The 12,482-nt window shown below is 71.5% G+C and carries 11 protein-coding genes; 9 read left to right on the top strand and 2 right to left on the bottom strand.

The window, feature by feature from the left end:
• The first annotated feature begins 15 nt into the window (after positions 1-15).
• From HNR30_RS27350 to HNR30_RS27310, 9 genes are all read left to right on the top strand, one after another.
• A complete protein-coding gene (locus HNR30_RS27350) occupies positions 16-252 on the top strand; it encodes a hypothetical protein (RefSeq protein WP_181612861.1) in 237 nt (78 codons plus the stop codon).
• On the top strand, positions 249-1,454 hold the full coding sequence (locus tag HNR30_RS27345) for a DUF6395 domain-containing protein (RefSeq protein WP_181612860.1): 1,206 nt from the start codon (positions 249-251) through the stop codon (positions 1,452-1,454). The genes HNR30_RS27350 and HNR30_RS27345 overlap by 4 nt, the downstream gene beginning before the upstream one ends.
• A complete protein-coding gene (locus HNR30_RS27340; protein ID WP_181612859.1) occupies positions 1,451-2,296 on the top strand; it encodes a M55 family metallopeptidase in 846 nt (281 codons plus the stop codon). The genes HNR30_RS27345 and HNR30_RS27340 overlap by 4 nt, the downstream gene beginning before the upstream one ends.
• Positions 2,289-3,845, top strand: a complete 1,557-nt coding sequence (locus tag HNR30_RS27335) for a flavin monoamine oxidase family protein (RefSeq protein ID WP_181612858.1) — start codon at positions 2,289-2,291, stop codon at positions 3,843-3,845. Before HNR30_RS27340 ends, HNR30_RS27335 begins: the two co-directional genes overlap by 8 nt.
• 176 nt (positions 3,846-4,021) lie before the next feature.
• On the top strand, positions 4,022-6,274 hold the full coding sequence (locus HNR30_RS48230; RefSeq protein WP_246379204.1) for a serine/threonine-protein kinase: 2,253 nt from the start codon (positions 4,022-4,024) through the stop codon (positions 6,272-6,274).
• Positions 6,271-8,070: a serine/threonine-protein kinase gene (locus HNR30_RS27325; protein ID WP_181612857.1), complete on the top strand. Its 1,800-nt coding sequence runs from the start codon at positions 6,271-6,273 to the stop codon at positions 8,068-8,070. The genes HNR30_RS48230 and HNR30_RS27325 overlap by 4 nt, the downstream gene beginning before the upstream one ends.
• Before the next feature lie 17 nt (positions 8,071-8,087).
• Entirely contained in the window at positions 8,088-9,371 is a 1,284-nt protein-coding gene (locus HNR30_RS27320; protein WP_181612856.1) for a serine/threonine-protein kinase, read from the top strand.
• 181 nt (positions 9,372-9,552) lie between these two features.
• Complete coding sequence (locus HNR30_RS27315) at positions 9,553-10,332, top strand: electron transfer flavoprotein subunit beta/FixA family protein (protein WP_181612855.1); 780 nt, start codon at positions 9,553-9,555, stop codon at positions 10,330-10,332.
• 13 nt (positions 10,333-10,345) lie between these two features.
• Entirely contained in the window at positions 10,346-11,299 is a 954-nt protein-coding gene (locus HNR30_RS27310; protein WP_181612854.1) for an electron transfer flavoprotein subunit alpha/FixB family protein, read from the top strand.
• Positions 11,300-11,371: 72 nt separating this feature from the next.
• Here the strand turns inward: HNR30_RS27310 and HNR30_RS27305 are convergent, their stop codons facing one another.
• On the bottom strand, positions 11,372-12,352 hold the full coding sequence (locus HNR30_RS27305; protein ID WP_181612853.1) for a serine hydrolase domain-containing protein: 981 nt from the start codon (positions 12,350-12,352) through the stop codon (positions 11,372-11,374).
• A 44-nt stretch (positions 12,353-12,396) separates the two neighbouring features.
• Entirely contained in the window at positions 12,397-12,471 is a 75-nt protein-coding gene (locus HNR30_RS50800; RefSeq protein WP_512699302.1) for a hypothetical protein, read from the bottom strand.
• Positions 12,472-12,482: the final 11 nt, after the last annotated feature.

The following is a 12,482-nucleotide window of genomic DNA, read 5'->3' as shown; positions in this document are numbered from 1 at the left end:
CTATGGTTGCCTCTCATGATGCGCGCCCCCAAAGCTTGGATGGACGAGCGCTACGCGGCCAGCCAGGAGCTGGCCGAGGCGCGGCAGGAGATCGAGGCGTTGCGGGCCACCGTCGCTGCACTACAGCAGGAGGTCAAGCGGCTGGCCGCGGCCCCGCAGGAGCCCTGTGCGCTGGCCACCAGGACCGCCGAGGCGCTCGACTCCGTGCTGCAGAACGAGGTGCTGCTCTGGCAGGCGGTCGACCGGGCATGAGGGTCACCTGGAACGGCGGCACGCTCACCTTCAGGCTCGACGCCGAGGACGAGATCACCGGGCAGGCCGCCGACGGCTACCCGGTGAAGCTGCGCACCAACTCGTGCACCGTGCACGGCGTGCCCGCCGACGCGCACCCCGACCTGTTCGCGGTCGCCGCGTGGAGCATCGTGGCGCCGTGGACGCGGCGGCGGATCGTGTTCGACCGGGCGATCTCCGCCGAACTGGCCGCCGCGCTGCACGAAGGCTGGGGCGTCGAGGCCGGACCCGTCTCGGGGACGCCCCGCCGTACCGGCTCGGTCCTGGCGATCTCCTACAGCGGGGGCGCGGACTCCGTGGCCGCCGCGACGATCCACCCCGACGCGCCTTTCGTGCACTTCCGCCGGGTGCCGCACCCCCGCGTGCCCAACCGCTGGACGCACTACCGTTCCGACGTGCTCGCCAAGCTGGCCGGGCGGACCGGCCGCGAGCTGACCGTCGTCGACTCCGACCTGGAGTTCACGCTCGCCGAGCCGCGCCCCGGCTACCCCGAGCACCACGCCGTGGCAGCGGGGGCGTTGCTGCTGGCCGACCGGATGGACCTGGGCGGCCTCGCCTTCGGCTACGAGCTGGGCTCGCGCTGGCTCGGCGGCGACCGCTACCTGCTGCGCTACACCCCCGACAACCCGATGTGGGCGCCGCACGGCGCGTGGGGACGGCTGTTCGCCGCCGCCGGGGTGCACATCGTGCTGCCGGTGGGCGGCGTGAGCGAGGCGGTCACCATGCGGCTGGCCCTGGAGTCGCCGCTGAAGGACGTCGTGCGCTGGTGCCTGCGCGGCGTCGACGGGCCGTGCCGTACATGCGGCAAGTGCCTGTACAAGGAGCTCATCCAGGCCGCCGTCGAGCGGCGGCCGCTGGACACCCCGATCACCGTCAAGCGGCCGGTGGCCCGCAAGTGGCAGGAGCCGCCGCCCTACGGCGGCCAGGAGATGATCGAGTACGGCTGCGCGCGCGTGCCCGGCATCGAGGAGGGCGTCTTCGGCAAGGCCGCCGGCCACCTGCGGGCCACCGAGGAGTCCACCGCCTGGCTGGACCGCTGCTACCCTCCGGCGCTGGCGGAGATCCCGTCGCCGTGGCGTGACACCGTGGAGAAGTTCATGATCGACAACGTCGGGCTGATGACGCCCGCGCAGGCCCGGCGGGTGGAGGAGTGGGGCGCGTGAAGGTCTACCTGTCGGTCGACATGGAGGGCGTCACCGGGCTCACCGACCCGGAGGAGATGCACGCGGGCAAGCGCGGCTACGAGCGCGGCTGCGAGCTCATGACAGCCGACGCCAACGCCTGCGTGGCGGGAGCCTTCGACGCCTCGGGCGTGCACGCCGTGCTGGTCAACGACGCTCACGGATCGACCAAGAACCTGCGCATCGACCTGCTCGACGAGCGCGCCAGCCTGATCCGCGGCCCCGGCAAGTCGCAGCGCATGGCCCAGGGACTCGACGGCTCCTTCGACGCCGCCTGCTTCGTCGGCTACCACGCGCGGGCGGGCGTCACCCACGGCGTGCTCAACCACACGTGGATGGGCAAAGAGATCCAGAACGTCTGGCTCAACGGCGAGATCTGCGGCGAGACCCGGCTGGTGGCCGCCTGCGCCGGCTTCCACGGCGTGCCCGTCGTGCTCGTCACCGGCGACGAGGCGGTCGGCGAAGAGGCCCGCGAGCTGCTGGGCGACGTGGAGACCGTGGCGGTCAAGAAGGGCATCGACAAGTTCTCGGCCGAGCTGCTGCCGCCCTCCGTGGCGCAGGCGCGCATCCGTGAGGCGACCACCCGGGCGTTGAACCGGTTGAGCGATTTCACGCCCTACACGCCGGCCGCGCCGTACACGCTCGCCGTGGAGTGGAACTCCACCGCCATCGCCGCGGCCGTCGGGCTGATCCCCGGCGTGAAGGCCGCCGGTCCGCGGCACATCGAGTTCACCACCGACGACTTCACCCAGATCATGGCCCTGTTCGGGCTGTTCGCCACCATCGGCGGCCAGATCTCGTGCGGCAGCGGCCCCTATGGCTGAGGGCACCGCCCGGCTGACCCGCCGCGGCCTGCTCGTCGGCATCGGCGCGGCAGGCGGCGCCGGAGCGATGTTCGCCGCGATGGGAGCGCTCGGCCTGGCCCCCACCGGGCAGGACAAGGAGTTCCAGGCCCCGCGGAAGGGCGACTTCACGCTCACGGGCCGCGGAAGCGCGAGCGTGCTCATCCTGGGCGCCGGCGTGGCGGGGCTCACGGCCGCCTACGAGCTGGGCAAGGCCGGCTACGACTGCACCCTCCTGGAGGCGCGCCAGCGCGCGGGCGGGCGCAACCTGACCCTGCGCGGCGGCGACCGCCTCACCGAGACCGGCTCCACGCAGGAGGTCGGCTTCGGCGAGGGCGTCTACTTCAACGCCGGGCCCGCGCGCATCGCGCCCTGGATGCTCACCCTCGACTACTGCCGCGAGCTGGGCATCCCCATCGAGACCTTCGTCAACAACAACGGCGCCGCCTACGTGCACACCAACGGCCAGACCGTGCGCGCCCGCACCGCCCGCGCCGACACCTACGGCTACATCGCCGAGCTCCTGGCCAAGGCCACCGACGAGGGCCGGCTCAACCGCAGGCTGACCGCCGAGGACCGCGAGCGCCTGCTCGACTTCCTGACCCGCTTCGGCGACCTGGGCGAGGCTCTGTCGTACAGCGGCTCGCCGCGCCGCGGCATGGCGCGCAACCCCGGCATCCTCGCCGGCCTGGAGCTCGACCCGCCGCCCGGCACGCTCAGCGAGATCCTGTCCGCCGGCACCGGCCGCGCGATCACCGCCGACTTCTCCTACGACATGGCCGCGCCGATGTTCCAGCCGGTCGGCGGCATGGACCGCATCGTGACCGCCCTGGTCGAGCGGGTCGGCGAGGACCGCATCAGGACCGGCGTCCAGGTCACCAAGATCACCAGCCTGGGCGACGGCGTCGAGGTCGAATGGCAGGGCGGCAAGCAGAAGGCCGACTACTGCATCGCCGCGCTGCCCCCGCACATCCTGGCCCGCATCCCGCACAATCTCGGCCCCGACGTCAGCACCGCCCTGGCCAAACCGACGCCGGTGCCCGCGGGCAAGCTCGGTCTGGAGTACGGCAGGCGCTGGTGGGAGCTGGAGGACCGGATCTACGGCGGCATCACCGAGACCGACCTCGACATCACCCACATCTGGTACCCCTCCCACGGCTACCACGCGCAGACCGGCCTGGTCGTCGCCTACTACAACACCGACAAGGACGCCGAGCTCTACGGGGCGCTCAGCCACGAGGACCGCAAGCGCCGGGCCCTCACCCAGGGCAAGAAGATCCACGGAGAGAAGTTCCGCCAGAACGTGCTGTCCAGCGCCTCGATCGCCTGGGAGCGCCAGGACCACATCAAGGGCGGCTGGGCACGCTGGCCCGTCATTGATTCTTCCTTCACTCTTCTGCAAGGCCCTGCCGGAAGGGTTTACTTCGCCGGTGACTGGCTGACCCGGCTGACCGCGTGGCAGGCGGGCGCGATGGAGTCGGCCAGGCACGTGGTGACCCAGCTGCATCAGAGAGTGATGAAGTCTCCCTGAGCGCATGCATCAAATGTCGGTGGCGTGGGTCAGACTGACCTGGCTGCCTATATCGAGACCAATGTGAGACCGTCGTTTGGGAAACCGACGAGACCGAATCGAACGTTAAGCAAGTGGGAATGTGGCCTCATGGTTCATCTTTGGGTGAGGTTTAAGCCGGTATGGTGCTTCATGCCATGAATCAGGACGATCGACTAGGGCCGTACCGCCTGCTCAGGCGGCTCGGCGAGGGCGGCATGGGTGTGGTTCACCTGGCCGTCGACTCCGCCGGGCGCCAGGTGGCGGTGAAGGTCCTGCGCTCCGAGGTCGCGGGCGACGACGTCGCCAGGCGGCGGCTTTCGCGCGAGGTCGAGACCATGCAGCGGGTGCGCAGCCAGTACATCGCCGAGGTGCTCGACGCCGACGTGACCGGGCACCGGCCGTACATCGTGACCCGCTACGTTCCAGGACGCCCGCTCGACGAGATCGTCAAGGAAGACGGCCCGCTCGACCTGCCGGCCCTCATCCGCGTCGCCCACGGCGTGGCCGCCGCGCTCGCGGCCGTGCACTCCGTCGGCGTGATCCACCGCGACCTCAAGCCGGGCAACGTGCTCATCCTCGACGGCGAGCCCGTGCTCATCGACTTCGGCATCGCCCAGGCGGTCGACGCCACGCGGCTCACCCAGACCGGCATGTTCATCGGCACGCCCCAGTACCTCGCGCCCGAGATCATCGAGGGCCACGAGGCGGGTCCCGAGGTCGACGTGCACGCCTGGGCGGGCACGCTGCTCTACGGCGCCACCGGCCAGCCGCCCTTCGGCAAGGGCACGCTGGAGATGATCTTCTACAACATCACCGCGGGCAAGGCCGACATCTCGGCGGCTCCCGGGCAGCTGCAGCCGTTCCTCAAGGCGGCCTTCCAGCGCAACCCGAGCAAGCGGCCGAAGGCGGCCGAGCTCGCCGAGCAGACCGCGCGCATGCTGCCCAAGGCGGCAGGGCGGGTGCCCGACGAGATCTCGACCGTGCCGCGGGCCGACCGCAACGAGCGGCCCGACCCCACGCCCCCGCCGTCCGGGCCCTTCGTCTCGCTGCTGCCGCATCAGCCGTCCAGCGGCACCGGCAGCCAGCCGGTGTCGCAGACGGGCGGCCAGGGCGGCCAGGGCGGCACTCCTGCCGGGCACGAGCCGAGCACGGTCCCCAGGCGTCCCGACCGCCAGCCCACCGCCGACCGTCCGGGCTTCGGCTCGGGGGTCCAGCAGGGTTTCGGCTCCGACATCCAGCCGGGCTTCGGGTCCGACATCCAGCAGGCGCCGGGCTTCGGCTCGGGCGCGCACCAGGGCTCCGGGTCCCACCAGGGCTCCGGTTCCCACCAGGCCCACCAGGGCTCCGGTTCCCACCAGGGCTCCGGCTATCCGTCCGGCTACGGCTCCGGCCCCCAGCAGGCACCCGGTCACGGCTCCGGTCCCCAGCAGGCCGCCGGCTACGGCTCGGGCCCGCAGCAGGCCCCCGGCTACCCCGGCTCCCAGCAGGGCTACGGCTCCGGTCCCCAGCAGGCAGGCGCGCCCGCCGACAACTCGCCCACCCGCCGGGTCAGCCCGGAGGAGCTGCGCCGCATGCGCGAGGAGGCGCAGTCCTGGCAGCCCGGCCGTCGTGAGGCCGACGTGGCCACGCGCAGGGTCCCCCCGGCCGTGGCCGAGCAGCTGCGCGCGAGCGGCGGCCACCAGCCGCCCCCGTACGTGCCGCCGGCAGGCTCGCAGGCCAACCCGGCGGTCCAGCAGCACTACCCGCCCGACCCTCCCACGAGGAGGGCGCCCGACTTCCCCGGCGCGGCCCTGGGCAACCCGCTCAAGCGTTCCAAGGCCTACGGCGTGGCCGGCGCGATGCTGCTGGTCATCATGATCGTGGCGGCGGCGCTCGCGCCGGTGCTCGTAGCCGTGGTCGCGATCCCCTTCGCGATCCTGCTGCGCGCGGCCGACCTGGCCCAGCCGCAGCTCACCGGCCGCCGTCCCGGCCCGGCCGCCTTCGACTGGCTGTGGGTCGTCACCTACCCCAAGGCGCTGGCCAAGTCGGTGGGCGTCACGCTCGCGCTGGTGCTCTACGCCGCCATTCTGGGCCTGCCCGTCACCCTGCTGCTGACCGTCATCGTGAAGATGGACGCCGGGAATGCCCTGGCCTGGGGTGCGGCGGTGGCCTTGTGGACCGTCTGCGCCGGACCCGGTGTCGAGGGACCCAGCCGACAGATGCGCAGAACTCTTTCGTCGCTCGTACCCTCTAAGACAGTAGCCATGACGCTCGCGGGCGTCCTGGCCGTCGTCGCCGCCGGCTCGTTGTGGGTGGCGTACGGCACAGCGGGCCGCACCGACCCGACGGAGGCCAACTGGACGCCCGTCGATGTGGGATTCGTCGAAGGCAAGCTCAAGGAACTGCAAGGGGGGACGGCAGGTAAATGAGCGCAGGCAGCACCCAAGCACCCGAACGACTCGGCCCGTACCGGTTGGTCAGGAAGATCGGCGAAGGTGGCATGGGAGTTGTCCACCTCGGTCTTGACGAGGTAGGCCGCGAGGTCGCCATCAAGGTCCTGCACCCCCATGTGGCCGCCGATCTGAAGGCTCGTGACCGGCTGATCCGCGAGGTCGAGACGATGAGGCGGGTGCGCAGCCCGTTCGTCGCCTCGGTGCTCGACGCCGAACTCGTCGGCGGCCAGCCGTACGTGGTCACCCGCTTCGCGCCCGGCCGCACGCTGGAGGAGACGGTCCTGGCCGAAGGGCCGCTGGAGGGCCGCGACCTCATCCGCCTGGCCCAGGGCCTGTGCCAGGCGCTGGTGTCGATCCACGCGGCCGACGTCATCCACCGCGACTTCAAGCCCTCGAACGTGATGCTGGTCAACGGCGAGCCGCTGGTCATCGACTTCGGCATCGCGCACCTGGTCAACGCGACGAGGCTGACCCAGACAGGCATGTTCGTCGGCACTCCCGGCTACCTCGCCCCGGAGATCATCCGCGACGACGAGATCACCCAGAAGGCCGACGTGCACGCGCTGGCCTCGACGGTGTTCTTCGCCGCGACGGGCGTGCCGCCTTTCGGCACGGGCGCCTTCGAGACGGTCTGCTACAACATCATGGAAGGGCGGCCGCAGCTCGACAAGGCGCCGGTGTGGCTGCGCGGCTGGCTCAGCAGGGCGCTGGCGGTCGACGTGGCCGACCGGCTCTCCTCGCAGGAGCTGCTGCGCATGGCTCGCCAGCTCGACCCGAGGGTGACCACCTTCAACGAGACCCCTCCCGCGCGCGGCGGCACCAAGGTGCTGCCGGGCAAGGGCACCTACTCCGACGTGCTGCCGCCGGTGGAGTACAGCAAGGCGCCCGCGCCGCCGCCGCGCCAGAAGAAGCCGCGGCAGGACAAGCCCCAGCACCAGGAGAAGCCGCCGCCCTACGTGCCCGCCCCCGTGCAGGGCCGTCCCGGCGTCGTCGCGCCGATGAACGCGCGTCCGGCTCCGGCGCCCTACGCCGACCAGCGCGTGGCGGGTTATCCCGCGCCGCAGCCGCAGTTCCGCCCGCCTCCCTACACGCCGCCGCGCGAGCGCAAGAAGCAGATCGTCGGCAGCCAGCTGGTGGGCGCGTTGCTGCTGGCGACCCTGGTCGGGCTGACCGTCATGCTGCCGGTGGTCTTCAGCATCGTGGCGGCGTCGCTGGCGCTGGTGCTGCGCATGGGCGAATACCTCTTCGGCGACCTGGTCAAGCGGCGCCAGATGCGCGGTGGCGGCAGCGCCGCCGACCCGCTGCTGGTCGTGGTGGGCGCGCCGTGGGCGCTGGTCAAGGCGGTGCTGGTGACCGGCCTGCACGCCTTGCTCGCCGTCCTGTTCGGGGCGTGCGCGTACGGCGTGGCCCGATGGGGCGGCGGCTTCGACACCAACCACTCGATCGCCTTCGCCGCCGGGGCCTTCGCGGCCGGGCTGTTCATCCTGCCCGGGGCCAAGGCGCCGCGCCAGGCCGTCACCCGCACGCTCAGCTCGGCGCTGCGCAGTCCGGGAGCCGCCCTGGTGGCCACCCTGATCGCGGGTACGGCGGCGCTGCTGGCCATCATGTTCGCGCTCGGCCAGGAGCCCTCCTGGGAGCCGTGGCGAGCGCCTGACCAGGTGATCCGTGAGCTCACCCGCAGCGCGCGCGACAGCACCGTCGGGCTCTTCACGGGGCTGGTCGACGATCTCATGAAGAATCTCGGCCTCGGTTTCCTTTCGCCCTGGTCCTGACGGGGCAGGAGGAGGACGTGAGTCAGACTCTGGGCCCCTACCGGTTACTGTCGGAGCTGGGGGCGGGCGGTTTCGGCCAGGTCCATCTGGCTCTCGATCCCGAGGGCCACACCGTGGCGGTCAAGCTCCTGCATCCGCAGGTGGCCGCCGACGCCAGCGCGCTGGCCAGGCTGGCGCGCGAGGTCGAGACCATGCGGCTGGTGCGCGGGCCGTACATCGCCGAGGTGCTCGACGTCTCGCTCGACGGCGCCAGGCCGTACCTGGTGACCCGGTACGTGCAGGGCAAGCCGCTGTCGGCCGCCCCCAAGCCGGTGCCCGACCTGGCCAGGCTCGCGCGCGGGCTGGCGGCGGCGCTGCTGGCGATGCACCAGGCCGGGGTGGTGCACCGCGACCTCAAGCCGGCCAACGTGATGATCTCCGACGGGGATCCGGTCGTCATCGACTTCGGCATCGCGCGTGCCTTCGACTCGCTGTCGGCCACCGCTCCCGGCGCGGTGATCGGCACGCCCGGCTACCTCGCGCCCGAGGTCATCGAGGGGCGTCCCGCCGCGGCGGCGGCCGACGTCTTCTCGTTCGGGGCGACGCTGGCGTACGCGGCGACCGGGCGTCAGCCCTTCGGCGACGGGCCGCTGTCGGCCGTCGCCTACCGGGTCGTGCACCAGGAGCCCGATCTCGACGGGGTGCCGGGATGGCTGGAGCCGCTGGTGCTGGAGTGCCTGCGCCGCGACCCTGCGACCAGGCCCACGGCGGCGGAGTTGTGCCTGCGGCTGGGCGTCCCGTTGAGCGCGGGGTCGCCGGCCGAGGCCACGTCCGGACCCCACGCGGCGGGCTTCGCCGATGACGCGTCCGGCATCTCGGCGACCGCTGTGGGGCCCGCTGTGCCGTACGCCTTGCACGAAGGCGGGCCGGTGCAGCACGAACCCACGCAGGCCAGCTCGCGCCGGCGGCTGGGCAGGAGCCTGGGCGACGCGCGGCTGCGGCACCGCGAGAAGGTGCGCAGGATCTGGGTGATCGGCTCGGGCCTGTTCATCTCGCTGATGGCGGCGGCGGCGTGGACCCCGCTGCGCGAGGTCGCGCTCTTCCTGTTCGCGGGCTACTCGCTGGCCGTGCTCGCCGACGCCGCGGTCGCGGTGGTCTCGCGGGCGCCGCTCAAACGGCCGCGCATCGCGGTCGATCTGGCGGCGGTGTTCGGTACGGCGGCGCTCGGGCTGATCATGAGTGCCATCTTCGAGCCGTGGACGCTGGCGCTGTTCGCGATCACGGCTCTGGTGGTCGGGGTGGTCTTCCTGCTCAGCGCGTGAGCGGGGCCGCGAGCGGGCTCCGGAATAAAGTTCGGTATGGTGGGGGGTGCGGGTTTGCGTGAAAGCTACCCGCGGGTAACATGACCGCGAGGGGCCCCGGAGTTATGGATCATCCGGGTCGCCTGGCAGTCTGGACAGCAATGAATCCGAGCATGCGATAACGGGAGGTCGGCTACCGGCCATGAACATCGTCGTCTGCGTGAAGCAGGTCCCCGACACGGCGACCGAGCGCAAGCTCCGGTCGGATGACAAGACGCTCGACCGCGACGCCGCCGACGGCGTGGTCAACGAGCTATGTGAGTACGCCGTCGAGGAGGCGCTCAAGCTCAAAGAGGCACACGGCGGTGAGGTGACCGTCCTCACCATGGGCCCGGGCAAGGCCACCGACACCATCCGCAAGGCCCTGGCCATGGGCGCCGACAAGGCCGTGCACCTGTCCGACGACGCCCTGCACGGCTCCGACGCGCTGTCCACCTCCTACGCGATGGCCCAGACGCTGAAGAAGATCGGGTTCGACCTGGTCGTCCTCGGCGCGGAGTCCACCGACGCCCGCACAGGTGTGCTGGCCGCGATGCTGGCCGAGCGCCTCGGCGTGCCGCAGCTGACGCTGGCCAACAAGGTCGACGTCTCCGGCTCCTCGATCGCCGTGCAGCGCATCACCGACTACGGCTTCGACAAGGTGGAGGCCACGCTGCCCGCCGTCGTCTCCGTCGTCGAGAAGATCAACGAGCCGCGCTACCCGTCCTTCAAGGGCATCATGGCGGCCAAGAAGAAGCCCGTCGAGACGCTCGCCATCGGCGACGCCGAGATCGACGGCGCCCAGGTCGGCCTCGGCGCCGCGTGGACCGAGGTCGTCGACTTCGCCGCCGCGCCGCCGCGCGCCGCGGGCACCATCGTCAAGGACGAGGGGGACGGCGGCGCCAAGCTGGCCGACTTCCTCGCGTCGAAGAAGTTCATCTGAGGAGCTTGAGAGAATGTCTGAGATTCTCGTACTCGTTGAGCACGTCGACGGCGAGGTCAAGAAGGTCACCCTCGAGCTGCTGACCCTGGCCCGCTCGCTCGGCACCCCCGCCGCCGTCTGGGCCGGTCCCGGGCACTCCGCGGCCGCCTCCGCGAAGCTGGCCGAGTACGGCGCCGACAAGATCTACGTCGCCGACTCCGCCGACATCGTCGACTACGTCGTCGCCCCCAAGGCCGAACTGCTCGCCCAGCTCGTGTCGTCGGCCTCTCCCGCCGCCGTGCTGGTCGCCGCGACCGCCGAGGGCAAGGAGATCGCCGGTCGCCTGGCCGTCAAGACCGACTCCGGCGTCATCACCGACGCCGTCGGCCTCGGCGAGGGTTTCATCGCCGACCAGTCCATCTTCGGCGGCGGCGTCAACGTGCACTCGCGCGTGACCAAGGGCACCCCGATCGTCGCTGTCCGCCCCAACTCCACCGCCCCCGTCGCCTCCGCCGGCGCCGGCACGGAGGAGCAGGTCTCCGTCTCGCTGTCCGACGCCGCTCGCGCCGCGAAGATCGTCGACCGCGTCAAGCAGGAGAAGGGCGCCCGCCCCGAACTCACCGAGGCGGCCATCGTCGTCTCCGGCGGTCGCGGCGTGGGATCGGCCGAGAACTTCTCGGTCATCGAGGGCCTGGCCGACTCGCTCGGCGCCGCCGTCGGCGCCTCCCGCGCGGCCACCGACGCCGGCTGGTACCCGCACCAGTTCCAGGTGGGACAGACGGGCAAGACCGTGTCGCCGCAGCTGTACATCGCGGCCGGCATCTCGGGAGCCATCCAGCACCGGGCGGGCATGCAGACGGCCAAGACGATCGTGGCGGTCAACAAGGACCCCGAGGCGCCGATCTTCGAGCTGGCGGACTACGGCGTGGTGGGCGACCTCCACCAGGTCGTGCCGCAGCTGACGGACGAGGTCACCAAGCGCAAGTAGCGGTTCCCGCGTGAGATTCAGGCGCCGGGAAGAGCCATCGGGCCCTTCCCGGCGCTTTTCTTGTCTTGAAGCTCAGATCTCCAGTGCCCGTGCCAGTGGCCACGCTCCCGGTGACGTGTTCGACAGCACCGTGCGCGTCACGCCCGTGCCCGGGTCGTGGCTCGACTTGAACGAGGCCCCCGCGTCGTACCCCACCAGGATCGCCGCGTCGCTGCTCGCGTGCAGCCAGAACCCGCGCCCGTAGCGCATGCCCTCCTCCGGCACGTCGCGACGGGGCCGCACCGCCTCCTCCGGCGACGTCACGATCTGCCCGGCGTACAGGGCGCGCCAGAAGGCCGACATGTCGGCGGCGGTCGTGTGGATGCCGCCGTCGCCGGTGGCGAGCACGGGCAGGTGGAAGACGTTGGACCGGTCGACCCCCTCCAGCGGCAGGTAGCCCACGGCGGCGTCGGCGGGCAGTTCGTCGGAACGCAGGAAGTCGGTCCCGGTCATCCCGGCCGGGCGGAGCACGCGCTCGCGCACCAGGTCGTGGTAGCCGGCGCCGCTTGCCCGCTCGGCGAGCAGGGCGAGGACGACGAATCCGCCGTTGCAGTAGGCGAAGCGTTCGCCGGCGCGGAACTTGGCGGGGTGCCCGTCGAGCAGGGGCAGGAACGCCTCGGTGGTGGTCAGTTCGTGGGCGGCGCCGATGAGGTAGTCGGTGACGGAGAAGTCGCCCTCCTCGTCGAGGTAGTCGCCGATGCCCGAGGTGTGGGTGAGCAGGTGCTCGACGGTGACGTCGTCGGCGATCAGCGGCAGGTCGTCGCCGAGCAGCGACCTGGCGGTGGTGTCGAGCGTGATCAGGCCGTCCTGGACCAGTGAGAGCACGGCCAGGGCGGTGAAGCCCTTGCTGCCGCTGGCGATGCCGAACCTGGTGCCGACCGTGTTGGGCACGCGGTAGGTGCGGTTGGCCAGGCCGTACGCCTGGGCGAACTCGACCTGTCCGGCGCGGTCGATCGAGACCACGCCGGAGAAGCCGGTCTCTTCGGCGATCTTGTCGATGTCCGCGTGAGGCATTGGCGCAGACTAACCCAGTCTCCGGCCGATGCCGTACCCGTTTTTCAGCGCACGAGCCAGGGCCACGGCAGCCTGGTCAGCCGGGGCATCACGACCCAGGTCATGAGCGCGGTGACCAGCCATATCTGGA

It is taken from the genome of Nonomuraea soli, assembly GCF_013761175.1.
Taxonomy (GTDB): Bacteria; Actinomycetota; Actinomycetes; order Streptosporangiales; family Streptosporangiaceae; genus Nonomuraea; species Nonomuraea soli.
This window is presented reverse-complemented; position numbering and strand designations above follow the sequence as displayed.

What these genes read in the sequence shown, in the direction of transcription:
- HNR30_RS27350 (WP_181612861.1), top strand. Translation starts at nt 16, where the DNA reads ATGATGCGCGCCCCCAAAGCTTGGATGGACGAGCGCTACGCGGCCAGC.
- HNR30_RS27345 (WP_181612860.1), top strand. Translation starts at nt 249, where the DNA reads ATGAGGGTCACCTGGAACGGCGGCACGCTCACCTTCAGGCTCGACGCC.
- HNR30_RS27335 (WP_181612858.1), top strand. Translation starts at nt 2,289, where the DNA reads ATGGCTGAGGGCACCGCCCGGCTGACCCGCCGCGGCCTGCTCGTCGGC.
- HNR30_RS48230 (WP_246379204.1), top strand. Translation starts at nt 4,022, where the DNA reads ATGAATCAGGACGATCGACTAGGGCCGTACCGCCTGCTCAGGCGGCTC.
- HNR30_RS27325 (WP_181612857.1), top strand. Translation starts at nt 6,271, where the DNA reads ATGAGCGCAGGCAGCACCCAAGCACCCGAACGACTCGGCCCGTACCGG.
- HNR30_RS27315 (WP_181612855.1), top strand. Translation starts at nt 9,553, where the DNA reads ATGAACATCGTCGTCTGCGTGAAGCAGGTCCCCGACACGGCGACCGAG.
- HNR30_RS27310 (WP_181612854.1), top strand. Translation starts at nt 10,346, where the DNA reads ATGTCTGAGATTCTCGTACTCGTTGAGCACGTCGACGGCGAGGTCAAG.
- HNR30_RS27305 (WP_181612853.1), bottom strand. Translation starts at nt 12,352, where the DNA reads ATGCCTCACGCGGACATCGACAAGATCGCCGAAGAGACCGGCTTCTCC.